General features: G+C 49.8%; 18 protein-coding genes, 1 tRNA gene and 1 pseudogene. 6 read left to right on the forward strand and 14 right to left on the reverse strand.

Translation table 11 applies throughout. From position 1 onward, the window contains the following. Nucleotides 1-265: 265 nt before the first annotated feature. Nucleotides 266-814 carry a Smr/MutS family protein gene (locus HY272_12800; GenBank protein ID MBI3773564.1) on the reverse strand — a complete coding sequence of 183 codons (549 nt, stop codon included), beginning with the start codon at nt 812-814 and terminating at the stop codon, nt 266-268. A 101-nt stretch (nt 815-915) separates the two neighbouring features. Between HY272_12800 and HY272_12805 the strand changes: the two genes are divergently transcribed. Next, nucleotides 916-991, forward strand: a tRNA-Asn gene (locus HY272_12805). A 183-nt stretch (nt 992-1,174) separates the two neighbouring features. Here HY272_12805 and HY272_12810 read toward each other — a convergent pair. Continuing rightward, complete coding sequence (locus HY272_12810; protein MBI3773565.1) at nt 1,175-5,194, reverse strand: XRE family transcriptional regulator; 4,020 nt, start codon at nt 5,192-5,194, stop codon at nt 1,175-1,177. Nucleotides 5,195-5,845: 651 nt separating this feature from the next. Here HY272_12810 and HY272_12815 point away from each other — a divergent pair. From HY272_12815 to HY272_12825, 3 genes and pseudogenes are all read left to right on the forward strand, one after another. After that, nucleotides 5,846-6,328: pseudogene (locus tag HY272_12815) on the forward strand (transposase). Between the two features lie 262 nt (nt 6,329-6,590). Then, a complete protein-coding gene (locus HY272_12820; GenBank protein MBI3773566.1) occupies nt 6,591-7,049 on the forward strand; it encodes a hypothetical protein in 459 nt (152 codons plus the stop codon). A 20-nt stretch (nt 7,050-7,069) separates the two neighbouring features. Further along, nucleotides 7,070-7,384 carry a hypothetical protein gene (locus tag HY272_12825; GenBank protein ID MBI3773567.1) on the forward strand — a complete coding sequence of 105 codons (315 nt, stop codon included), beginning with the start codon at nt 7,070-7,072 and terminating at the stop codon, nt 7,382-7,384. Nucleotides 7,385-7,940: 556 nt separating this feature from the next. Here the strand turns inward: HY272_12825 and HY272_12830 are convergent. The 10 genes from HY272_12830 to HY272_12875 all read right to left on the reverse strand — a co-directional run bounded on the left by HY272_12830 (nt 7,941) and on the right by HY272_12875 (nt 18,960). Further along, a complete protein-coding gene (locus HY272_12830) occupies nt 7,941-8,501 on the reverse strand; it encodes a hypothetical protein (GenBank protein MBI3773568.1) in 561 nt (186 codons plus the stop codon). Nucleotides 8,502-8,617: 116 nt separating this feature from the next. Continuing rightward, nucleotides 8,618-9,112, reverse strand: coding sequence for a PaaI family thioesterase (locus tag HY272_12835; protein MBI3773569.1), 495 nt, complete (start codon nt 9,110-9,112; stop codon nt 8,618-8,620). A gap of 100 nt (nt 9,113-9,212) precedes the next feature. Continuing rightward, nucleotides 9,213-10,646, reverse strand: coding sequence for a bifunctional 2-methylcitrate dehydratase/aconitate hydratase (locus HY272_12840; protein ID MBI3773570.1), 1,434 nt, complete (start codon nt 10,644-10,646; stop codon nt 9,213-9,215). Then, nucleotides 10,643-11,773 carry a 2-methylcitrate synthase gene (gene prpC, locus HY272_12845; protein ID MBI3773571.1) on the reverse strand — a complete coding sequence of 377 codons (1,131 nt, stop codon included), beginning with the start codon at nt 11,771-11,773 and terminating at the stop codon, nt 10,643-10,645. The genes HY272_12840 and prpC overlap by 4 nt, the downstream gene beginning before the upstream one ends. After that, complete coding sequence (gene prpB / locus HY272_12850) at nt 11,751-12,635, reverse strand: methylisocitrate lyase (protein ID MBI3773572.1); 885 nt, start codon at nt 12,633-12,635, stop codon at nt 11,751-11,753. The genes prpC and prpB overlap by 23 nt, the downstream gene beginning before the upstream one ends. A 19-nt stretch (nt 12,636-12,654) precedes the next feature. Then, nucleotides 12,655-13,776, reverse strand: a complete 1,122-nt coding sequence (locus HY272_12855) for a 2-oxo acid dehydrogenase subunit E2 (GenBank protein ID MBI3773573.1) — start codon at nt 13,774-13,776, stop codon at nt 12,655-12,657. Further along, nucleotides 13,773-14,762, reverse strand: a complete 990-nt coding sequence (locus HY272_12860; protein ID MBI3773574.1) for an alpha-ketoacid dehydrogenase subunit beta — start codon at nt 14,760-14,762, stop codon at nt 13,773-13,775. Before HY272_12860 ends, HY272_12855 begins: the two co-directional genes overlap by 4 nt. Further along, a complete protein-coding gene (gene pdhA / locus HY272_12865; GenBank protein MBI3773575.1) occupies nt 14,755-15,882 on the reverse strand; it encodes a pyruvate dehydrogenase (acetyl-transferring) E1 component subunit alpha in 1,128 nt (375 codons plus the stop codon). Before pdhA ends, HY272_12860 begins: the two co-directional genes overlap by 8 nt. 29 nt (nt 15,883-15,911) lie before the next feature. Continuing rightward, entirely contained in the window at nt 15,912-16,949 is a 1,038-nt protein-coding gene (locus tag HY272_12870) for an amino acid dehydrogenase (GenBank protein MBI3773576.1), read from the reverse strand. A 142-nt stretch (nt 16,950-17,091) separates the two neighbouring features. Beyond that, nucleotides 17,092-18,960 (reverse strand): acyl-CoA dehydrogenase family protein, encoded by a 1,869-nt coding sequence (locus HY272_12875; GenBank protein MBI3773577.1) that lies wholly within the window; start codon nt 18,958-18,960, stop codon nt 17,092-17,094. A 119-nt stretch (nt 18,961-19,079) separates the two neighbouring features. On the opposite strand from HY272_12875, the gene HY272_12880 reads away from it, so the two are divergent. Then, nucleotides 19,080-19,679 carry a DnaJ domain-containing protein gene (locus HY272_12880; GenBank protein ID MBI3773578.1) on the forward strand — a complete coding sequence of 200 codons (600 nt, stop codon included), beginning with the start codon at nt 19,080-19,082 and terminating at the stop codon, nt 19,677-19,679. Between the two features lie 66 nt (nt 19,680-19,745). Beyond that, the gene (locus HY272_12885) at nt 19,746-21,878 is read left to right on the forward strand and encodes a YgiQ family radical SAM protein (GenBank protein MBI3773579.1); all 2,133 of its coding nucleotides are present in this window, start codon (nt 19,746-19,748) and stop codon (nt 21,876-21,878) included. A gap of 334 nt (nt 21,879-22,212) precedes the next feature. Here HY272_12885 and HY272_12890 read toward each other — a convergent pair whose 3' ends face one another. Next, nucleotides 22,213-22,581 carry a hypothetical protein gene (locus HY272_12890; protein MBI3773580.1) on the reverse strand — a complete coding sequence of 123 codons (369 nt, stop codon included), beginning with the start codon at nt 22,579-22,581 and terminating at the stop codon, nt 22,213-22,215. 169 nt (nt 22,582-22,750) lie between these two features. Beyond that, complete coding sequence (locus HY272_12895; GenBank protein ID MBI3773581.1) at nt 22,751-23,833, reverse strand: hypothetical protein; 1,083 nt, start codon at nt 23,831-23,833, stop codon at nt 22,751-22,753. Nucleotides 23,834-24,066 lie beyond the last annotated feature (233 nt).

Raw genomic sequence — 24,066 nt, forward strand, 5'->3', positions numbered from 1 at the left:
TTATCCAAATAATATTGACTATCAGGCTAGGTTTGATATAGTCGAGCCTATCGGTATTATTGCTAGAGGCCCTATGCGTCCCTCAGAAGCGCTTGAACGAAATCGTCATAAATTACGGCAAATTGTTGCACGTCACCATGCGCAAAATGCTCGCGTGTTTGGTTCTGTACTCCACGGTGACGATAAGCGCATAGTAAATGTAGGTTGATGGGTTAGGCGAAGTCATAACCGTAGCCCAACAAGCTATCGCCACAGGCGATTCACCTCAACTATCTCTCTGCGCCCTTAACAACACATACACCGCCCCCGTGCCACCATCGGCAAGCCGGGCCGAGCAAAAAGCCAACACCTCGTCCCACTGCCGTAACCAGGAATTCACCTTACCCTTTAAGACAGGCTGTTTTTGCTGCGAGCCATAGCCCTTACCGTGGATGATGCGTACACAACGCACATGACGCTGGTGGCAGTCATGGAGAAACTGGGCGAGGGCAGGGCGCGCCTCAACCACTGTCATCCCATGCAAATCCAGCTCCGCCCCAATGCTGAACATCCCCCGTCGTAGCTTGCGTAATACCCCGTGCTGGAGGCCGGGGCGGGCAAACATAAGCTCATCGCCCGTCGCCACCTCGGTCGGGTCATATCCATCCGAGAGCATATCCTTTACCACCTGAGCCTCATCGGCCCGGATTTTGTGCGGAATCGGTGCCGGACGGCGTTTGGGCAGTATCGCCTGCCCATGGCGCATGCGGTTCACTCTCCCCGCCATCTTGCGGAACAGCGCCTTATCCTCAGGACTGATATCATCGTCGTTCATAATCAGTATGTTACCATCATTGCCGCACGGCAATTGTTGCCAAAATTCTATTGACCTAAAATGGGTGTCCGATTAATATAGCGGCCTCTTGAGTTCTGAGATCCCCAGTAGCTCAGTCGGTAGAGCAGGTGACTGTTAATCACCGGGTCCGTGGTTCGAGTCCGCGCTGGGGAGCCATTTAAATCAATGGGTTAGAGCTTTGTCACCGATCTGTAGTTAAAGTTGGTGGCAGCAATATGGAAGCAACTGAGCATTGTGTTGCTTGATGAATCGATGAGAGCCCGCATAATAGCGGGCTTTTTATTTTGAATCGTAAAGATTTTGTTTGGTTAAATAGAGCTTGGCAGAAATATTGGAAAGCTAGAACTCTCTTTCTTCTTGTATTTGCGCGGTTTCAATACGATTACTTAGATAATCGATAAATTTCCCCAACCAGAGTTGAATCTTGGCGGAAGGAATTTCCGATAACCACCGCCTGGCTAAATCGCGCTTTCTTGACAGGTAGCTGCTCTCATAACCAGACCAGCCCCCTATATGGAAATGTACAAACAAGCTGTTTGCGATTTTATTATTGTCACAAAATTCTTCGATAAACAAATGTGTTAGTTGACCGCCTTCATTTTGATCAAGAGTTTTAGGCAATACATCTTGTATTAGCCACAGTCTTTGTTCTGTATCTTCTTTTATCCAGTTAATGATTTCTTTAGCTGGTATGTAATTGATCGCGCCTTTGTGTGGCGTGTCTTCGGATCCTGTATCACCTAGCCAGTATCGAATTTCATAATGATTTTTTGACTTTGAATCCATGAATGTGGAAATGATTTTCCAGGATTCATGTGGGCTTGCCATTACGATTTCGTCAGCAATATTTGCAATATAATTCGAGGTACCATAATGAGAAATCATTCCCATATTGTTTAAAATGTGGGAGAGTAATGCGATGCTTTGGTTTGGATGGCTTTTTATAAAGCTTTTAGCTATTCCATGCCAATGATATCCATACATCTGATCCTGGCTCTCGGTTTGAGGTACGGCTGTGAGAACCAAAAATATGAGTTGCTCAGGAAATTCACTGGATGAATCATTTTTAAAATAGTAGTCCTGAACAAGCTGCGTACAGATGCTCACTGATGTATTGTCAGGATGCTGTAGGAGTGTGGTAATTATCTCTTGAAAAAACACATCACGAATATCATTCATGTCCTGCTTAAGAATAAATCTATCAAATGCCTTAGAAGTTAATACTCCTTCTTTTAGCAGATCAAGCATGCGTCGTAATAGTGATTCTGTAACGCCAGATCGCCGGATACAGTCTATGGCGATTTCAATTGTGTCTTTGTCGTTTAGTAATTGTTGTATTTGACTTTCCCAGCGGGCAGCATCTTGTGTGCGAACACCCGACATGTAACCACCGATAAAAATCCCGTTTATAGCCTTGCTGTCTGATTGAATGTGTGATGATATTGCTTCATCAAATTCAGGGGTGGCGAGCTTGCCACATTCCATTCCTAGTTCAGGCAATCTGTGCCCAGATTCTCGGAGCAGTTTTGGAAGGTGCTCTGAAAACACATTTATGTCTTTAATATATTCCTTAGCTAATTGTCGTACGCGCTTGCTTGGAGTTTCTAGTTCTTTGTATTCGTCCCCACGAAACATGTAGTCTTCGTCCCAATTAGTATGTATGACGTATCGATTAGTTCTATCCCACAGTGAGTCGCCAGTTAATATCTGATCAAGTTGTCTGATTTTAGCAAGCGTGGATTTATCTAATTTTTCATTTCTCTGGCGAAGTTCCCATATAACAAATTGAGTGATCGACCCTCGGTTAATTTCCTTATCACTCGCAATTTCAAGTAAAATACCCATCAGCTCATTTGAGATTTCTTTGAATCTTATAAGACCACTGGCGGCATCTACTAAAACATTGGCAGCCTGATTTCGATCAGTAACGTTAAATCCTTTCATTTCATCACGCAGAAGACATATCACTTCACGCCAATAACAGAAGACCTCGCCGTAAGTGTTTGGGCGCCAGAATTCAATCGGCGGCTTTAACCCCTGATACTCAGCACCTATTATTCGATAGCCACCATGTGTTTCTAGCCATCGATTACACAATTCTAAACCTAATGCTCGTCGGCTGGCGTCAGTGCTCTTGACTAAATCTTGCAAGATAGGAAACCGTTTCGACGGTGGCGCCTCGGTGGGTGCCCATCCCATGCCAATACTGAATAGACTCAGTAGGAGGCCTTTTGAGTTGTTGGAGTTATTGGCATTCTCGGCCAATGCCAATGGGATTAATATATTGGTTGCACGAATGAAGAATTCGTCCCAGGCCACTATTTTTTCCAATGCCCAAACTATCTCTTGCCGACCAGAGGTCCAACTATATAGTTCTTCATGTGTCCAAGTATTAATAGTTCTTTCGAGCATCGAAAGTGTAGACGCGGGATCAGCTTCGGCCAAATAATTTACAAATCTAAGCCCTGTTTCTGACTTAAGAAATGACAGATCAGAAAATGGGCCTTTCGGAGATAAAACGGTTTTTACAACATTCTTGGCAGGCTCTGCTGCGTGAGCATAAATAAATAACTGTAGAAACCAGCGTTTCATGCTGGCTGGAATCTTTTCTAAGAAAGCCTGAAAGTTAAATCCGTGTCCGTGGTTAATCCAGAATTCAACCCAAAGGTGAATATGAAGAGCCTTAGGTACAATAAATAACGTATGTCGACCTTGCAATATGCGTTTGTTTCGATAGTGTTGAACGATCATCTGGAATCGTCCCCAAGTAATGGTTGGATCAATTTCTTGGATTAGACGGCAGATAAAATGAGCTTCATCATTAACCGGCGATTCAAAACCAAATCGATGAAATAAAGCAATGTGGCGCAGTACTAGCCGATATTGGTCTGCATCCCGGCTATCCATCTCTTTATGGCCAATGATATAGCGCTCCCAGATAGGTACATCGGCCGGTGATTTAAGAATGTCTTCTGGGTTGCTTTTAAGGTTTTCTCCAACAGCATGGGCAACGCGAGGTGATCCGCTACACCAATTAGCCCAATTGTGTAGATCAGTATTTTTTTTAAGATAACCAAGTAAAATATTTTTTATTTGCTCTTCTTGTAGTTGAGGGCAAATAAATGTCTTCATAGTACTGTCATAGGTGTTGTCTGGACCGTGATCGATGGTGATTAATTTAATACCAGTACGACCTTTTAATGCGGACCAAATTGATGCTCTATCCCTATTGTCACAGTCATCAATGACTAATGTTGCATAATAGTGTCTATCAGGCTTGAGGAGTTCGTTGAACAACTTGCTTTTTTGAAATTCTTCGCCTGTTGGAACGTAAATCACTGAGGGTGCTATTTCATCGATGGAAACCGACTCAATAACTAGGCGAGTCTTTCCGATTCCAGGATCACCAATTATTCGGATGTGCTGAGTGGTATCTTCTTGCAGGCATGTTTGTATATCTTTAATTAATCTCGTTTGCTCATTACCGAGTTCCAGCGGCAACTTCATTTGGGCATTGCAGCGCCAACCTTTAAAAGATAAAAAACCACCATCGGCCATTCCAATTAAGTCAAGACAAATAGACGGGTATTTATCTAGCTCACCAACCATTTGGCCTTGCCCATAAACACGTACTTTTGGGTCAGCATAGCCACAGTCCATAAATAAGTTAATAAGCTCTTCAATTATTTGCGAATGCGCATCTCCCAAAAGATCGTGACCAAAAGTCACAAGAGCATACGTACCGTTTTGATCAAGACAATTTCTAATTGCATTACCCAAGAGCCTCTTTGATGGGCTGGCATTTGATTTGCCAAATAATTCTTTCTTCAAAGCGCCAGGTTGCCAAGGTTTAAAACTTTCCCCAGTTTTGATTTGAAAATACGTACTGCCTTTTTCTAACAAGGAGCTAGATGTTGGTGAATTGTCGACTTTTGCATCAATGCCGCCATCTTTAGTATTGATATTTAGTGATAGCACTACATCTTTTGGATTTATGCCAACAGCGATGGCTTCGCAACGTAATAGGCTGAGAAAAAGACTGGTGCCTAATTTTGAATCCAATTTACCCAATTCACTGGGAGCGGGTGCAAATACTGATAATACTGGTCCGCGACTGGGATTAATATTCCCTAAACCTGAGTGAAGTTGCACAGGTTGGACGTTCACATTAACGCGTAACCCAGCTTTTGTTGCTAGTGTGACGAGTCCGTCAAGGCTAAATTTATCAATTCTATCCTTTAGTAAATCGTTCAAGCGCGGTTGTGTAATGCCCAAGGCTTCGGCTTTTTCAGCTTGTGTACCAGGACGTAGTTCAACATGCTGCTGTAAAGCTAGCATTAATGCTGCACGTTCCTGGATATCTGAGGAGGATTCACGTTTGGTTTTCTTAATGCCTGGTTTTTTGCTTGCCATTCTGCCTCACTCTATTAACGTAATTAATTATATCAATACAGATATAATAATAAAATATACCTAAATTGATATAATCGCAAGCATGGGTAAGAATTTTTCTTGGGACAACCGGGGCAGCGGGACACATCTAACCTAATCAACAAGATACGGCCTTGTAAGGTGTCCCGACCTTGTCCCGGTATCGGTTATCCGTGGGACAGATTGTCCCGAAAACAGAAATCGTCGGGGCAGCGGCGGGACAGCGCAACCGATTGATTTTATCCCCTGGCCCCGTTGGTCCCGGCTGTCCCAGCGGTATCTGATGCTTCAGTGATGTCATGCTCTAAAATACTATCCAGAACAGCATAGAGTCTCATCCGTTTTTTCTCGCCATTAATTAAAACCCCGTGCTTCGACATTAGCCGATCACCCTCATTTGTTTTCAAGAATCCCAGTTTTTTTAATTCATGCGCCACCTCGTTGGAATCATGCCCCCCGCAAGCCTCCGCAAAACTAGCGGGAGGAAGTAAGCCGAGTAGGGTGGGCACGTATTATGTGCCACGCGGAAAAGAACGTTGAACGGAAAGGGGCATTGCGGAATGAGGCTGTTGACAAAACATGTCTCGATATCGCCGTAGCAACGCCGCCGGAGCCACTTATTTCTTTACGGTGGTGAGCTATCGGCGGCAAGCGATATTGTGCGAGACACCGATACGCGAGGCATTGCGTGATGCCATTGTATCGGTGCGTGAGAAGCGACCGTTTGAGATAGACGCCTGGGTATTGTTGCCGGATCATTTGCATTGTGTATGGACAATGCCGCCGGGAGACGCAGACTATGCGACGCGATGGGGAATGATCAAACGGCATGTGAGCGTGCAATGCGGCAAGCGCTATAAGCGGCAGGAATGGATAACGGCATCGAAACGTAAACACCGGGAATCGACAATTTGGCAACGACGTTACTGGGAACATCAAATTAGAGATGAACGGGACTTTGAGAGGCATATTGATTATGTGCATTACAACCCCGTCAAACATAAGCGATGTCATCAGGCGGTGGATTGGCCGTATTCCACATTCCATCGTTATGTGGAGAGATTTATACAGTTGATTGGGGGAGTATCGCATCCTGGGCGGGAATCGAATCATGCGGAGAATGATTTGCCCGCGTGGGCACAAAAGACGTGCCCACCCTACCTGGCTTGATCTGACAACTCGGTAACATGGGCTAAAAGGCTTTTGCAGGTTGGCGCTGAGCGTTTTTTGCGAAGCCCAACGGAAATTGAAGATTGAACTTAGCTTTCGCAAGGGGCGATAATAGCCGTTTGAGGGACACTTAACTCGAAACGAGGAGGCAAGGATGTCACCAAGAACAAACACCATTATATTCCCGCTTCTGCTAATCATTGTTTTACTTTCCGGTTGTGCGGCCAGGTATGTAGCCGAGTACGACGCGTCTGTTAAAGACGAGATAGTACAGGTTGCCAAGAAAGTTGATCTGTTCTGGGGGAATCTATTGGATACACCGGTCCCTGATAGAAAATATGCCACTTTCAAAAATTCATATAATGAAATAGAAACGGATATCAGAGGTTTGCTCATGAAGAATGAGATTAGGCCCCTGAACAAGGTCTCAACCGAGCAGGTAAGGAATCTGCTGGATCTCTGGGTTGAAGACAAAAAAATTCATAAAGAGAATGATGGTTTTTCTGATTTCGAGGCCAAGCGGCATCGAACACAATTTGTTCGGGTTTTTACTGCGATAGCAAAGGGGGAAGAGGCTAAAAATATATCGTCAGAGAGTACTTCTGACCAGTAACGATAAAGGAGATATCGTTTATGAGCTTTGATATTGATCAAGTCTTGAAAGATATGGCTGCCGCCGCAACAAAATCTGCTAAACATGAAGTAGCAGGCATACGGGACTATGCAGATTCCATACTTGAAAATGAAAAGGCGTCTCTAAAGGAACTCGGGGAAGCGAGGGTTAATGGTGAGATAACAGATAAGGTATTTGATAGAGAAATTGCGCGCGAGAAAAAGGTGGTTCAAACCGAGTTATTAACAATCCAGTTAATGACGGATGCGGCGGCTCAGAGAGCTGCAAATGCCGCCATTGATGTATTTATTAAAGCAGTGAAAGCGGCGATTTAGCATTATGAGGACCGCATAGTGCGGTTCACGAGCCTGTAAATAATTTCTTGATTAAACTCCCTCATCCTCACCTTCTCCCGGAGGGAGAAGGAACCAAAACCGGGTATCTACAAATCGCCATTGATTCAGATATCTCTCAGCACAGACAAAATCAATTTTGAGATAGGTTATAGCTAATTAACTAAAGGTAAATCTCCGGCTTTGCCGGAGGGCTCATAAAGGTTTGACCGGTGCGGCGGTCGATGTATTGGTTTTATCCCCTCCTCCTTTTTAGGAGGAGGGGTGGCGCGTAGCGACGGGGTGGTGGGTGAAAAGTTCACGGGTGTGTGGTTCGTCACGCACACCACCCCGCCCCGCCCCGCCCTGCAGGTACCCCTCCTCATGACCATGAGGAGGGGATAAAGCGTTATGTTGCGGGCCATCTTTATTGTGTTAACGCGCCTTGGAGGTGCTCACCCAATAAGCCACCGGCTTTGACGGTGGTCATTTAACTTGTAAGGTATTTAAGTACATGCCACATTAATAAAGCGGGAATTTAAGATGAGAAGTGTTTTTCCTAAACTACCCTTGGCTTTTTCAATAAATAAATCGTAGCCTTCCTCGCGGCGAGATAGAAGCCATCCCAGCAATACTCATCGTCACGATAAGAAATTTCTTTCAAAATGAAGGCACCGTGACAATTGGCGACCCGTTCGTTTTTCATGGCTTTTCTAATTCCCGCTAGTACGGCGTCATCATAGTTCTCGTATGGCCATTTCACTTCAGATTTGAACAAAAAATAAGAATTCGGTTCGACCGAAATGACTACCTTGCCGTAGACATTGTGGTCGGTAGCTTTCATTCCTTCTGCTTCGATAATTAATTTCTCTTTGCAGATATAGGTAACAGGTTGATCATTAACTCCCATATTGCCAGTATAAATCGAGGTTTCGTGATCGCTGCTCTCAATGTCAGGGGGAGACTTCATTACGGGGGCAAAATGATCCGTTACGTAGGGATCTATGGGAGAATCTCCGGCGAGGCCATAACCGGTTTTTGTTTTTTCCTTGGGTGGCCGTAGCCACCTAATCAGCGCAAAGATAGCAAGAAATGCGATAATTATTATAATTAATTCCATGGTAATTCTCGCGTCTGGTTAATAATTGCTAGTCAGGATCATAGGATGCGGTGAGGAACGAACCACATCGTTCGCGATTGATGCGGTTCACTGCATTCACCACATCCTACGTGAGATCAATCTTTTTTATGAAACTTTGAACTCTCATCCGGCTGATCGCTGCGATAAACTAGAAACGCCACAACCGTTGCTTCGGCGGTTTTCTCACCATCCACATACAATGCACATTCCACCGTATATTTCTTGTCATTCTTAATCTCAATCACATGGGCGCGGAGTTCCAGTTCGCGGTCATTATACGTCGGCTTGAGGTATTTGATGTTCATCGAGCCGGTGGCGAAGCGGTAATGCGGTTCTGATCCTAATTTGCGGCCTTCGTTGCGAATCGCGGTGGCCATGGCGGTGGCCATCGAGTGACAGTCTACGAGCGTGGCGATGATGCCGCCGCAGGTGACGCCGTCCCAGCCTTGGTGGATGTCTTTTGGTTTCCAGCGGCAGATGCCTTCGTCGCCTTCCCAATAGCTGTGGATGTGCAGGCCAGCGGGGTTTTCACCGCCGCAGCCGAAGCAGACATCACCGGGCATATATTTTTGGAAGAAATCGTGGTTCATACATCACCTCGTAGTCATTAACATCTGTATCTTTTTTACAGTGTAGGGGCGATTCATGAATCGCCCCTACGAACCGCTCACCTGTGAGTAGTGGGGATCTTCAAGTTCGTCGCCATAAATCCATAAATTCATTAACAGGTATCGCCAATAATGATTTTTGATCCGATAACAGGTTCGTAAGTTTCTGTGTTTTAGCCGCTGGATAATGGCTGGCGAGATTGGCTTCCAGTTTGCTCTTGAGCAATGGGCGTGCCTCTGTGCGTCTGCGTCGATGGCCAATGGGGTACTCAACCACTTCCTGGATCACATTGCCATTTTTGAAGTGAATCGTGACGCTGTTGGCGATGGATCGTTTATCAGGGTCAAGATAGTCCTGGCTAAACTGTTTATCTTCGACCACTGACATTAAGTCGCGCAGATGGTCGATGCGCGGATCGGCGGCGGTTTGATCGCTGTAGTGATGACTTTCGAGCGTGCCGAAAATCAGGCCGATAGCAACGGCGTATTGCAGTGAATGATCGCGGTCGGCGTGATTGTGGAGCGGGCCGGTTTTGTTGATGATGCGGACGGCGGCGTCTTGAGTCGTGAGTTCGATATGATCAATGTCATCCAGCCGATTCTTCACGCGGTCATGTAATTGAATGGCACATTCAACGGCGGTTTGGGCGTGGAACTCGACGGGGTAGGAGACCTTGAACAAAATGTTTTCCATGACATAACTGCCGAATGGCCGTTCGAGTTCAAACGATTTTCCTTTGAACGCGACATCATAAAATCCCCATTGTGGGACGCTGAGCACACTCGGATAACCCATCTCACCGTTGACGGCTAATAGCGCATGACGTACGGCGCGTGAGGTAGCATCGCCTGCGGCCCAGGATTTACGCCAGCCGGTATTCGGTGCGTGGCGATAGGCGCGCAAGGTACCACCATCGGCCCAGGCGTTGGAAATTGCATTGATGATAGTTTCTTTGTTGCCACCTAACAGCGCCGTGGCGACGGCGACAGAGGCGATTTTGATCAGTATTACGTGATCAATACCGACGCGATTGAAACTGTTTTTCAGTGCCATCACACCTTGAATCTCATAGGCCTTGATCATCGCGTTGATGACGTCGGCCATGGTGTAAGTCTTGTTGTAATGACGGCTGGCGTAATCCGCAACCGCAAGAATGGCACCGAGATTATCCGAAGGATGGCCCCATTCGGCGGCGAGCCAGGTGTCGTTGTAATCGAACCAACGCACCATGGTGCCGATGTTGAACGCGGCTTGTATAGGATCAAGACGATAATCAGTGCCGGGAATCGGTACGCCGTTTTCTAGCGTCGCACCGGGGACAATTGGGCCGAGATGTTTGCGGCACTCGGCATCGCTGCTGAGCGCCAGAATTCCGCAGCCTAATGCATCCAGCAGGCAATAAACGGCGGTTTCTTGTGCCTCTGTGCTGGTGGTTTTGTAATTGAGTGCGTAGTCGGCAATTGCAACCAGAATTTGGTCGGGTGGGGGACGCACGTTGCTGAAATTGCTGCTCATGATTTATTCCTGGCAGCGAGTGGTACAAAGGGGCGATGTCCGGGGCCGGTGTAATCGGCGGAGGGACGGATGAGGCGATTATGTTGCCGCTGTTCCAGTATATGCGCTGCCCAGCCTGTGGTGCGGGAGATCACGAAGACAGGTGTGAAGAAGGCGTGCGGGATGCCACAGAAATGATAGGCCGATGCGCTGTAAAAATCCAGGTTCGGAAACAGCTTCTTTTCCTGTTGCATCAGCGACTCGATGCGCTCTGAAACTTTATAAAGTGAAAGATCGCTGCGTTGTTCAGCCAACTTTTTCGACCAGCTTTTGATGATGGGTGAGCGCGGATCGCCTTGACGATAGACGCGATGGCCAAAGCCCATGATCAATATTTTTTTTGCCAGCAGGGCACGCACACCTGCCTCGGCTTCATCAGGTGTTTTAAAGCGAGAGATCAATTCCATGGCTGCTTCATTGGCGCCGCCATGTAGCGGGCCGCGTAAAGTGCCGATGGCAGTGGTCATGGCCGAATAGAAATCAGACAATGTGGATGCCGTGACACGTGCAGCGAAGGTGGAGGCGTTGAATTCATGTTCGGCGTAGAGAATCAGCGATACATCCACGGCGTGGCGTTGCAACTCATCAACGGGTGCGTTATGCAATAGATGCAGAAAATGACCGGCGATGCTGTCTTCATCGCTTGTAGTATCAATCCGTCTGCCACTTTTATGAAAGTGATGCCAATAGAGCAGCATAGGGCCGAAAGCAGCGAGCAGGCGATCGGCAATATCATTGGCGCTGTGAATATTGTTTTCAGGCTCTAGGCAACCGAGCGCGGAGCAGCCAGTACGCATGACATCCATTGGATGGGCGTTAGCGGGAATGCGTTCCAGAATTTCTTTCAGTGCGGGCGGCAAGCTCCGCAGTTTTTGTAGCTTGGCACGATACTGTGCGAGTTCGGTGGCGGTAGGTAATTCGCCATACATCAGGAGATAAGCAACTTCTTCGAAACAGGCATGTTCTGCAAGCTCAGTAATGTCGTAGCCACGGTAAAAGAGCTCATCGCCAGTGGCTTCGACGGTCGAGATTCCAGTTTCACCGGCGATAATGCCGGCCAGGCCGCTACTTTTTTGATTCTCCGTCATTTAGCTTCTCGTCCAGTTCCTGTTCATAACGATGGTAATCCAGGTGCTCATACAATTCTTCGCGAGTTTGCATTGCAGCTATCATGCCTTGCTGAGTTCCTTCGGCGCGCACGGCGATGTAGGTATTCCAGGCGGCTGCGCTCATGGCACGAAAGGCTGTGAGTGGATAAAGCGCGATGGCGACGCCCGCAGATTGGAGCTGCTCGCGGGTAAATAAAGGTGTTTTGCCGAATTCGGTGATATTGGCAAGAATTGGTACTTTGACACTGGCGCTTAGTTGGCGATATAGCTCCAGATCGGTCAGTGCCTCGGGGAAAATCATATCTGCGCCCGCTGCAAGATAACGTTCTATGCGCTTCAATGCACCATCGAAACCTTCAACGGCAAAGGCGTCAGTGCGGGCCATGATCACAAACGAGGGATCATGGCGGGCGGCGACCGCGGTTTCAATACGGCTGACCATTTCTTCGGTGGAGACTAATTGTTTGTTAGGACGGTGGCCGCAACGCTTTTGCGAGATTTGATCTTCGATGTGCATACCGGCGGCACCGGTGGCGATAAAGCGTTCGACGGTTTCCGTGACATCATCAAATCCAGTGTCGGCATCGACCAATACCGGAAGAGAGGTGGCACTGGTCACACGTCGAATATCTTCGAGAACGTTTTCAAGCGTGGTGAGTCCGAGATCGGGCAAGCCATATGATGCATTAGCAATGCCTGCACCGGATAAATACAAAGCACGGAACCCGGCGTGTTCGGCAAGAATGGCGCAGTAGGCGTTGATTGCGCCGACCATTTGCAATGGCTGTTCGGCGGCAAGCGCGTCGCGGAGACGTTGGCCAGCGGGGGCAATGTTGTTCATGTTAGCCCCGTCATTCGTGTTATTCCGCCTTTTCCAGATCCTTGATCACCGCCATCAAGAAGCGTGTCGCTTCGCCGCCGGTGACAGCACGATGATCGACAGTCAGTGACAACGGTAAGATGCGATGTATCACCGCTTGGCCATTAAAGGCGACAACTTCATCACGCATTCGGCCCGCACCAAGAATCGCAACCGTTGGTGGAACCACGATAGGATCGGCATAACGGCCACCAAACGTGCCGAAGTTCGACAAAGTGATGGTATAACCGCGCAGTTCTTCGGGCGGAATAGTACGTGTCTTGACGCCTTCCTTAATTCTATTGAGCGCCTGACGCAACTCATCGGGTGTGCGTTCGGCAACATTACGTAGTACAGGCACGAACAAGCCATCATCGGTATCCACGGCAACGCCCAAGTCGATATTCTTACGCAGGCGTCTACCCACGGCCTGACTGTCGTACCAGGCATTCAACGAAGGTTCTGCCTTACAGCCAACAACAATGGCGCGAATCAAACGCAGGGTTGCATCGGTGCCTTTCGGCCAGGCATGAATGTCGGCATCATCGATGACGGTAACATCGGCGACTTCGGCATGGGCCTGGGTCATGATGTGCGACATCGCACGACGCACACCACGCAGCGTTTCCAGCGGACCGGCATCTTCAAGAATCTTGGCGACACGTTGCACATCGGCTTGGGTGATGGTTTCATCCGGGCCGGTCGGTGTGACGATTGATAGATCGACATTCAAACGTTTGGCCAATGCGCGCACAGCGGGTGTTGCCTTGACACCGACTGCTGCAGGCCCGCCACCGCTGACAGCAGTGGGTGCTTCTTTAACAACACCCTGGCCGGTTTCCATCTTGCCCACCACGCTGCCTTGATCTTGTGGCGCATCGACTTGAACTTCGGAGAACTCGACCAATGGATCGCCGACTTTGGGAATGTCACCGGCTTTAACATGAATCTTCACGATCTTCCCGGCTTGCGGGCTAGGGATATCAACGATGGCCTTGGCGGTTTCGACGGCAACCAGTGGTTGATCGACTTTGACTTCATCACCTTCCTTGACGTGCCATTCAACGATTTCGGCTTCCTGTAAGCCTTCGCCTAAATCAGGTAACTTGAATACGTTGCTCATGCGGCCTCCATGGTCTTTTTGACGGCTTCAACGATACGTGCGGTATCCGGCATATAGTGTTTCTCCAGGCGGAACAACGGCAGGATAGTGTCATAGCCGGTCACACGTTGCACCGGAGCAAACAAGGTTAACAACCCGCGTTCTGCCAGTTGCGCCGCGATCTCGGCGCCTACGCCACAGGTGCGTGCCGCTTCATGGACAATAACACAGCGGCCGGTCTTTGCAACGGAGGCGAGGATGGTTTCCATATCCAAAGGCTTGATCGTAGCGACATCGATCACCTCGGCGCTGATGCCTTCCTTTGCCAGTTGGTCGGCGGCTTGCAGAGTTTCATGGGTCATTGCGCCCCAGGTGACTAGCGTAACGTCGGTACCATCACGCAGTTGGAAGCAGACATCCAGTGGTAACGGCTGACCGTCGTCGATGACTTCCTGCTTCACTAACCGATAAATGCGTGAAGGTTCCAGAAAGATCACGGGATCGGGATCTTGAATCGCAGCCAGTAACAAACCATAAGCGCGTGCGGGCGAAGAGGGCATGACTACGCGCAAGCCTGGCATATGAGCGAATAGTGCCTCGGTACTTTCGGAATGATGTTCCGGTGCATGTATGCCCGCGCCGGAAGGCATGCGCAATACCATGGGGCACGTAATACGGCCGCGGGTGCGATTACGCAGGCGGCTGGCATGATTGATGATCTGATCGACGGCTGAATAGGCAAAGCCCATGAACTGAATTTCGGCCACTGGTTTCAATCCTTGTGCGGCCATGCCGATAGCAATACCCGCGATCAAGGTTTCTGCGAGAGGGGTGTCCAATACGCGATCTTTGCCAAAGCGTTGTTGTAGACCGACGGTGGCGCGAAAGACACCGCCGTTGCAACCGACATCTTCACCAAATACCACCACACTGGGATCCATCTCCATGGCTTTGGCCATGGCCATGTTCACGGCTTCAATCAAGGTGACTTCGCGCGACTCAGCCATGGTCGTTACCTCCCTTGTGAGCGGCCACTTCATCACGCTGCGATTGATAAGCACGGGGCAGGGTCGCATATAAATGATCGAACATGCTTTCTGGCGGCATCGGTGGCGTGTCGAGATATTTTTTCACTGCCACTTCAACCTTTTCTGTGCACTCGGCGAGTAACGCACTTTCTTGTTGCTCATTCCAGTCGAAGTATTGAGTGATGTATTTGCGCAAGCGTTCGATAGGATCGTATTGGCGGTGCTGATCAACTTCTTCTTTCGAGCGATAGCGGCTGGCATCGTCAGCGGTGGTGTGATCACTCATACGATAAGTGATGGCTTCGATCAAGGTAGCGCCACCGCCCTGACGCGCCTTATCCAGCGCTACGGTCATTCGATGACGGACTGCAATAATGTCGTTGCCATCTACTTGTTCGCCCGGAATTCCGGCGGCAATCGCTTTTTGAGCCAGTGTCTCAGCATTGGTTTGTGCCTTGCGTGGCACAGAGATTGCCCATTGATTGTTGGTGACGACAATGATCATCGGCAATTGCCAGGCACCCGCCAGATTCATCGCCTCGTAAAAATCGCCTTTGGAGGTAGCACCATCGCCCAGCACGGCCACGGCGACGCGGGGTTGTTTGCGTAGTTTCATCGCATAGGCAATGCCGGCGGCGTGCGGGATGTGTGAAGCAATCGGCACAGAGATCGGAAAATCTTCAGAAGGCACATTAAATTTCATACTGCGTTCATCACCGCCCCAATACAACAAAATGTCAGACATCTCGACACCACGCTGGAATTGGGCACCGTATTCGCGATAGGCGGGGACCAGCACATCTTCCTTGCGCATGGCGCGGCCAATGCCGACGGTAACCGCTTCCTGGCCGAGTGATGAGGCATAAGTGCCCATTTTTCCGGTACGCTGCAAGGCAATGGCCTTGGCATCGAAGGTACGAGTCAATACCATCATCCGATACAAGGCGAGCATTTCTTCGGCATTGGTGGTGAATTCTGGCAGTGAGGTGGCCGTTTCGCCTTTGTGATTCAGAAACTGGCTGTAGTGAATTTCAAACTTGGCAACGCATTGCTTTGAATCGCCAACCGGGACTGAGTTGTTGTTATCTGCGTTAGCCATCGTCAAATCCTCTGCGAGATAAATACTAATTAATGTCCGTACAGAATTTCATCGGCCATATGGTCAGCCACTTTCTCCGGTGTGGCATTCATGTTTGCCGCACGATCAAACAGCTTCATCAAGGTGTCATAAATACCAAGCACTTTTTTTCTCAGCTCGGATTTATCTTCAATCCAGACTTGCATTAATCCGCCGGCATTTATGACGTAATCCGGTGCATATAAGATGTCCCGTTGTTGCAAGGTCTGGGCATGCTTGATGTCAGCCAAGATATTGTTGGCGGCACCGGCGACAATCTTGACCTTGAGCTGCTCCACGGTTTCATCGTTAATTGGTCCGCCAAGGGCACAGGGTGCAAACACATCTGCCGCAACGCTGTAAATTTGATCCGGGCTCACCACGCTGACGCCGAATTCAGAAACGCAACGTTCAACCGCAGCCGGGTTGACATCACACATCGTTAAACGAGCCCCCAATGCGTGCAGTTCCTTGGCCAGGTAGTAGCCGACATGACCGGCGCCCTGAATGGCAACGTGGATGCCTGCCAGTGCATCTTGTTTCAATTTGAACTTCACTGCCGCTTCAATCCCACGGCGCACGCCCAGTGCAGTGCTTGGCGATGGATCGCCACGATTGGACGTGCTGCGTACATAACGGGTGTGGCGAGCGGCGGCATCCATGTCCTGAACGCCGGTACCGCTATCGACGGATGAAATAAAGCGGCCACCTAATTCGTCAACAAAGCGGCCATAGGCCTCGAACAGGGCTTTACGATTTTCGATCTTGGGCGGGGCCATGATCACAGCCTTGCCGCCACCCAGCGGCAGTCCGGCCATTGCCGCCTTATAACTCATCGCGCGCGAGAGGTTCATTACATCGTGCAGGGCGGCTTCGGTGGATGGATAGGGCACGCAGCGGCAGCCACCCAACGCCGGGCCGAGGCGGGTATTATGGATGGCGATGATGGACCGCAGACCAGAAGCGCGATCCACCTTAAAATGGATATCACCAAAGCCTAATGCTGCGGCGTGATCAAATAGATTGTTATGGGATTCTGTGTGAGTCATCAGTGATTTCCAATCCCTTCATGTGACTAATAAATTTCCATTTTTGCCTTGCTACCCAGGAACTTGATTCTTTGAATATATAGCGGCAGCTATTTCCTGTTTTTAACTTTTAAATCGTCGCCAACCCTTTATTTGTAAAAGGTTATTTGTAGTCATCGAGGCCGCGTTGAATGATGCCTTTATTCAAGGCCGAATAACGGCCCTTGAGGGCTCGTTGACCGATCGCGGCACGCTGGCCGTCATCATTGCACATCAGTCCTTTGAACAGCTCTTTAATACGCAGCCGACTACCCCGGTAGAACTCATCGGCCAATTCCCAGCCATAATCCTGATCCAGACACTGGGCATAGAGTGCGGTAGCGGCAATAATAAACAGCTCCTCCCCGACCTGCTCAATGCGATTCTGGCGGCCCTGGTCGTCGCGCATTGCCTCGCGTTGTTTGAGCATGGCATAAAACGTGGTGCGGGCGAGGGCGCGGGCTGTGCGTTCCACATAACGCAGTTTTTCACTGACCTTGCCGTGTCGAAATGGCGGCAGACTGGGAATTGACATCGATTTCCATTGCGACAGATACCAGGGTACATAAAATTGCATCAACTTGAAGATTTCGCTCAGACTCAAGCCATCATCAATCGAGCCCCTAATGTGCTCAAGATGAGTATTCAAGCCCTCACGCGCAACGAAGGGACGTAAAATATCCGTAGCGCCTTCGCCAATTCTGTACATGGTGGCATCGCGTACCAGCTGTTCCATGCCAAACGCGGGTAGGCCGCGCACACGCTTTGAATCAGCCGTTTCATAGCCCATGCCACCAAAAATAACCTGCGCATCGTTTAAAAACTGGATCGTCTTTTCAGAGCAAAAAATCTTGGTAACGGCGGCCTCGATGCGAACGTCATAGTTTTTTTGATCGGCCATGTGCCAGATCAAATCGCACATCGCTTCCATCGCGAATAAATTCGTTGCCATATCGCCGACACGCGCCTGTTGCGTCTGGCGATCGGCCAAGGGTTGTTTAAAGGTGATGCGGGTATTGGCGCGATCCAGCGTCGGTTGCCAGGCTTGTTTTGCCATCCCTAAACAAATTGCCGGCACGCTGACCGCACGGCCAATATTCAGAATCGACAGTGCATATTTCAAACCATGCCCCAGGGTGCCAATGAGATTTTCCAGCGGCACTACGACATCAGTAAATGTCATGTGAGCATTGGCAATGCCACGACAGCCTTCAAAGCGGCAACGCTGGCGTACTTCAGCGCCAGATGTTTTCATGTCAAGGATAATGGCGCTATGCACGGCATCCTCGGCACCTTCGCCATTGGGTACGGCCTCCCAATGCGATTTGCCATCTCGTTTTACTTTACGTGCGGGAACACGGGCAATCAACGTAATATAGCGGGCAATGGCACCGTTGGTACACCACAGTTTTTCGCCGTTGATGATAAAATTCTTGCCATCGGCGCTGAGTACAGCCTGGGTCTGGACATTGGCGGCGTCGGAGCCGGTGTTGGGCTCGGTCAAGGCAAAGGCAGAGATTTCCTTGCGCGCGACCAGCGGCAGATATTTTTTCTTTTGCGCCTCATTGCCATAAAGCATGATCGGCATTGCGATGCCGATCGATTGCGGCACCGCCACTGTCAGCGACAGAATATTGCTCCAGCTCGCGATTAAGGTGAGTACTCGACCATAATTGGTGTGAGAGAATCCCAGGCCACCATATTCCCGAGGGATCTTCATCCCGAAGGCCCCAATATCGAGTAATCCCTTGATTACGTGGTCGGGGATTTCGCCGCTACGCTCGATTTCGTCGGCGTCGACCTGGTTCTTGAGAAAGTCCTCGACAATTCGGCAAAACGCCTCACCTTCGGCCTTTTCCGATTCAGGTTCGGGCGGGGGCAGTAAGGCCTCGAATGGGGGTTTGCCCAGAAATAGCCCAGACATGAAGCTCACCCCTTTGAGATGTTCCCGAGCTTCTTCGATCCGTTCCAGTCCCTTGAACAGCTTCGACATGTCGATGAGTCCTCGCTACTAGTGTGTACTATATATGTCGGGTCATATTAGTGGACTCTTTAAGTGTCTTAAGTATCCGGGGTTTTTTGCCGATGTTTTATCATTAATGAATAAGGGTAATGATACCAGTGACTAATGTCGAGCAACGGCTGGTATTGCTACAGCAGCGGCTGCTAGGTATTTTGCGGGCGGCAGCAGCGCCGATGCGAGAATATGATCTGCTGCAGTTACTGGCTCAGGAAGATGATGCCATTCAAGCCGATTTTAAAGATGAAGTGGCCATGTTCCAGAGCCACTTCATCCTGTTTCACTGCTTATATCGTCTGCGGGATCAATTGCACGGCGCTCAGGAAGCCGATATCGAGATTCATTGTCTGCACATCAGTCTTCAGCCCCATCGTGCCCGGGAAGGCGTACCACTCGAAAGGCATGATGCCTTGCGTGACTATTATCTCGACTGGTCCAATCTGGAACGTACAGGTGCCGACGACATTGCCGCCATGCTCGATCGTTTCTGGCGCCGGTATTTGGGATTTAACCATTGTGCTCAAGCCTTGCAAGTATTGGGATTAACAGAGCCCGTGAGCTTTCCGGAAATTAAGGCCCAGTATCGGCGTTTAGTGATGGCTAATCATCCGGATCGGGGAGGCGATACCCAGCAACTGCAAACCATTAATGAGGCGATGGATCAACTCAAGACATATTACCAGGGCACATAAGTGGTTGTTTGATCGCGCCAATCGCAGGTTTCTGGTAAAATAGAATTTTCGCACACACCCTCTAATATGCACGCCGCCCCCAACATCTTTTCTCATCGCCCCTATTGGGCCAAACGTTTTGGTCCTGCACCGGTGCTGCCGATGAGTCGTGCCGAGATGGAGCAACTCGGCTGGGACAGCTGCGACATCATCATTGTCACGGGTGATGCTTATGTCGATCATCCCAGTTTTGGCATGGCATTGATTGGCCGCTTGTTGGAGGCGCAGGGATTTCGTGTCGGTATCATCGCGCAACCGGACTGGCGCAGCGCTGCGGCATTTCAGGCCTTGGGCAAACCGAATCTGTTTTTCGGTGTCACTGCCGGCAATATGGATTCGATGGTCAATCGTTACACGGCCGATCGCCGTATTCGTTCTGACGATTCCTATTCACCGAATGCCGAAGGCGGGCGACGGCCGGATCGCTCGGTTGTCGTGTATGCTCAGCGGTGCCGCGAGGCTTATAGCGATGTGCCGCTGATCATTGGTGGTATCGAGGCCAGCCTGCGCCGCATTGCGCATTATGATTATTGGTCGGACAAGGTGCGGCGTTCGATCTTGCCGGATTCAAAAGCGGATTTATTGGTGTTTGGTAATGCGGAACGCCAGATCATCGAAATTGCCCATCGACTCGCTGCCGGTGAACCCATCACAGCGATTACCCATCTTCGTGGCACTGCCTTCATGCGCAAGTCTGTGCCTGAAGATTGGATTGAAGTTGATTCAAGTCATATTGATGAACCGGGTAGGGTGGATCCGCATATCGATCCTTATGCCATGGCGCCTGCCAGCGAAGCAGCAGCATGTAAGACCGGTGATGGCGCCCAGGTCATTCACTTCCAGCCCAAGATCAAACGCGAAGACCGCAGCCGGAGTGTGATTCGCCTGCCTGCATACGAACAAGTGATCAATGATCCGGTATTGTACGCCCATGCCTCGCGGGTAATGCATCTCGAAACCAATCCCGGCAATGCCCGTGCTCTGGTGCAACGTCACGGTGACCGCGATGTCTGGCTCAATCCACCACCGATTCCGCTCACCACTAAAGAACTGGATCGCGTCTTCGAATTTCCCTACACCCGTCAGCCGCATCCCAGTTACTGCGGCGCCAAGTTGCCGGCGTATGAAATGATCCGCTTTTCGGTCAATATCATGCGCGGTTGTTTTGGTGGGTGCACGTTTTGTTCGATTACCGAACACGAAGGGCGCATTATCCAAAGCCGCTCCGAGAAGTCGATCCTGCACGAAATTGAAACGATACGTGACTCCGTGCCCGGTTTTACCGGCGTGATCTCCGATCTAGGCGGGCCGACAGCGAATATGTATCGCTTGAATTGCAAGTCGGAAGAAATTGAATCCGCCTGTCGGCGCTTGTCATGTGTGTATCCTGATGTCTGCAAAAACCTTAACACTGACCATACGGCGTTGATTCATCTCTATCGCAAGGCGCGTGAGTTACCGGGGGTCAAAAAGATCTTCATCGCCTCCGGTCTGCGTTATGACATCGCGGTGCGTTCGCCAGAGTATATAAAGGAATTGGCGACGCACCATGTCGGCGGTTATCTCAAGATCGCGCCTGAGCATACCGAAGAAGGCCCGTTGAGCAAGATGATGAAGCCCGGCATGGGCACTTATGACCGCTTCAAACAATTGTTCGATCAATTTTCGCGTGAAGCGGGCAAAGAGCAATATCTGATTCCGTATTTCATCGCCGCCCATCCCGGTGCGACCGATGAAGACATGCTTAATCTCGCGCTCTGGCTCAAACGCAACGAGTTCCGCCTGGATCAGGTGCAGACCTTTCTGCCGTCACCCATGGCACTGGCTACGGCCATGTATCACAGTGGCCGCAACCCGCTACGTAAACTGAAGCGCGATAGTGAGATCGTGACGACCGCCAAGGGTGAACGGCAACGGCGCCTGCACAAGGCCTTTTTGCGGTATCACGATGCCGATAACTGGCCGGTATTACGTGAGGCGCTCAAGCGCATGGGGCGGGCGGATCTGATCGGCAATGGCAAAAAACACCTGGTGCCGAGCTGGCAACCACAAGGGACCGGTGGTCAACCGGAAGGCGTGCGGCGGCGCATTATGCACCAACATCCGTCGGAAAAAATCCAACGCGGGGACGCAAAGGCGCAGAGAAGTAAAAAGCCGTAACCACTAAGGCCACTAACAGCTTGTTGAAAAACTCCCTCTCCCTCAGGGAGAGGGCTGGGGTGAGGGGGGGTAATACATTGTAACTTCTTGATTATACCCCCTCAACCTAACCTTCTCCCGAAGGGAGAAGGAACTAAAATCAGTTTTTCAACAAGCTGCCAAGAAATGCGATGGAACAACTTTCGTGATACTTTGTGACCCTTAGTGACCTGAGGCTATAAACTCTTTTCTCCGCGCCTTTGCGTCTCTGCGTTGGGTTTTTTCAAGGCAAAAAAAACCGGCACACCGAAGCGGCGTGCCGGGCGCAGTGAGCGCTAGCGTTGTCAGCAGTGAATCAGGAAAACTTATCTTCGAGGATGATGTGCCCGTCCTTGGTACCCAGCTCGGTAACCGGCAACATCTTCTCGCTAATACGATGCAGGCTGGTTTGGCCCAGCTTGAAGAGTTCTACTCCCGTCTCCAGGAACGCATCGAAAACCCGGGAGGCTCTGGCCAGATAGACACCAACGGCGCTGACCATTACCAGTGCCAATGCCGTGGCGACCGCAGGGCCGGTCAACGGTGCTATTACTTGTGACAGTTTAAGCCACATCGCTAACGGGATCAGCGTGGCGCAACCATACCAGAGCAGAACCACAAAACTAAAAAACAACAGAACCAGGAATTGCAACGCCCACACCACTACCATGTCGAGTTTTTTCATAGTTCTGCCATCCTTGAAGGGTGAGTACGAACAACCTTATCCGGAGATCCGTGCCGAGGTGGCTACGGGATTTAATACTGGCACAAGTTCTGAAGGTCGGCAAGCAGCAGTTTCTTATATTGATACATAGGGTTAATAAAATTCTATAACTATATGTAATAAATAATAATTATATGTTACACAAGTTTCTTAGGTATTCAGCGCACTGGGTAACGCCAGTGGCAGAGCAGGGTTGAACCCGTGAAGTCCCCAGTAATTGTAAAAGCTCTTTTTTGAAATCTCCGCGCTGGAGTTGTGAAGGCAAGATCGCTTGGGCCGGTACTTGTGACTGCAACCATTGAATGAGGTAAGGCGCTTCACACCACTCGCGTTCTGAATACAACACCGAAATGCCATTGCACGCCGCCTCGGCAAAACTGCCGTAACCTGGTTTGCACAAAAAAACATCGGCGGAGGCGATCACATCAATAAAGCCGATATTGCATTCGCGAAATGATCTGAAATCGGAACGACCGCGTGGACCGTGTTCCGGAATCAGATAACAGACATCATCGATCTGTGGCCAAGTGTCATAGTTTAATTCAGTTTTAATTCCACCGAGCGAAGCCAGCACCAATCGCGTTGTGGCGGACAATGTTAACTGCTCAATGAGTGCGTCGCGCTGGTTGCGCCCAATTCGCGCCACGGGGCCAATGGCGCGAGTCTCCAAATCAGGCATGGGCATTGCGGGTTCTGGCCGTAGAAAAGCGCGGGCTGAGGCATAGGCGGCAAGGATTTGATCATGAATAGTCGTGGCTCCCGGTTCTTGTCCCAGGTAGTAATTGAAGATATCGGCCCAATTCAGGCAGCAGTAGGCCACGGCCGGGATACCGGCGTGTCTGGCAGCAGCTAACGGCAAGTAGGCAATGTTGGAGAGCACAAGATCGGGTTTTATCTCCAGTAGCCGCTGAGCCTCTTCAGCGACTTGCGATGACCAATCCCGGTGAAATGTTTGGTACGCCTCCAGGCTGCCTGGCAGATCAAGGCGCAGGGCATCGATATTGATCATGCCTATGTCGTTGGCTTCGGCCAGATGTCGAAAAGGGGCCTGAATGAGACTCTCCAGCAGTGGCGGTGGGAGGTTGCCGCGAATCGTAAACCGGATATGGGGCGCATGGCTGTGAAGGGCATTGATGATGGGGGCTGTCATTGCCGCATGCCCATAGCCGTGGCCACTGAGGCAAACAAGCAGATGGAAATTTTGTACCGGCATGGAGTTATGGTAACAAAGCGTAACCCATTGCAGGAGGATCTGTCGGAAATACATTAAATGAAGTGAGAAATTATTTATTGAATGAATGTAAACGATTGTTAAGTCAGCTGCTTCGGTAATCTCCCCATTTTTAGCTGCTGCCAAAAGTAGAGGTCATGCGGCTACTGCCAGCATTTGTTTTGGTGGTAATCCATCATTAGCCTTGTGAGGGCGTTCATTATTGTAAAACCATA

The organism is Gammaproteobacteria bacterium, assembly GCA_016200485.1.
Taxonomy (GTDB): Bacteria; Pseudomonadota; Gammaproteobacteria; order Tenderiales; family Tenderiaceae; genus JACQEP01.

Excerpts from the sequence above, each read along its gene's own strand:
- prpC (MBI3773571.1), bottom strand. The coding sequence starts at position 11,773 with ATGACGGAGAATCAAAAAAGTAGCGGCCTGGCCGGCATTATCGCCGGT.
- HY272_12855 (MBI3773573.1), bottom strand. The coding sequence starts at position 13,776 with ATGAGCAACGTATTCAAGTTACCTGATTTAGGCGAAGGCTTACAGGAA.
- HY272_12840 (MBI3773570.1), bottom strand. The coding sequence starts at position 10,646 with ATGAGCAGCAATTTCAGCAACGTGCGTCCCCCACCCGACCAAATTCTG.
- HY272_12860 (MBI3773574.1), bottom strand. The coding sequence starts at position 14,762 with ATGGCTGAGTCGCGCGAAGTCACCTTGATTGAAGCCGTGAACATGGCC.
- HY272_12890 (MBI3773580.1), bottom strand. The coding sequence starts at position 22,581 with ATGAAAAAACTCGACATGGTAGTGGTGTGGGCGTTGCAATTCCTGGTT.
- HY272_12875 (MBI3773577.1), bottom strand. The coding sequence starts at position 18,960 with ATGTCGAAGCTGTTCAAGGGACTGGAACGGATCGAAGAAGCTCGGGAA.
- HY272_12820 (MBI3773566.1), top strand. The coding sequence starts at position 6,591 with ATGTCACCAAGAACAAACACCATTATATTCCCGCTTCTGCTAATCATT.
- HY272_12880 (MBI3773578.1), top strand. The coding sequence starts at position 19,080 with ATGATACCAGTGACTAATGTCGAGCAACGGCTGGTATTGCTACAGCAG.
- HY272_12895 (MBI3773581.1), bottom strand. The coding sequence starts at position 23,833 with ATGCCGGTACAAAATTTCCATCTGCTTGTTTGCCTCAGTGGCCACGGC.
- HY272_12885 (MBI3773579.1), top strand. The coding sequence starts at position 19,746 with ATGCACGCCGCCCCCAACATCTTTTCTCATCGCCCCTATTGGGCCAAA.
- HY272_12835 (MBI3773569.1), bottom strand. The coding sequence starts at position 9,112 with ATGAACCACGATTTCTTCCAAAAATATATGCCCGGTGATGTCTGCTTC.
- HY272_12870 (MBI3773576.1), bottom strand. The coding sequence starts at position 16,949 with ATGACTCACACAGAATCCCATAACAATCTATTTGATCACGCCGCAGCA.
- pdhA (MBI3773575.1), bottom strand. The coding sequence starts at position 15,882 with ATGGCTAACGCAGATAACAACAACTCAGTCCCGGTTGGCGATTCAAAG.
- HY272_12800 (MBI3773564.1), bottom strand. The coding sequence starts at position 814 with ATGAACGACGATGATATCAGTCCTGAGGATAAGGCGCTGTTCCGCAAG.
- HY272_12825 (MBI3773567.1), top strand. The coding sequence starts at position 7,070 with ATGAGCTTTGATATTGATCAAGTCTTGAAAGATATGGCTGCCGCCGCA.
- HY272_12830 (MBI3773568.1), bottom strand. The coding sequence starts at position 8,501 with ATGGAATTAATTATAATAATTATCGCATTTCTTGCTATCTTTGCGCTG.
- prpB (MBI3773572.1), bottom strand. The coding sequence starts at position 12,635 with ATGAACAACATTGCCCCCGCTGGCCAACGTCTCCGCGACGCGCTTGCC.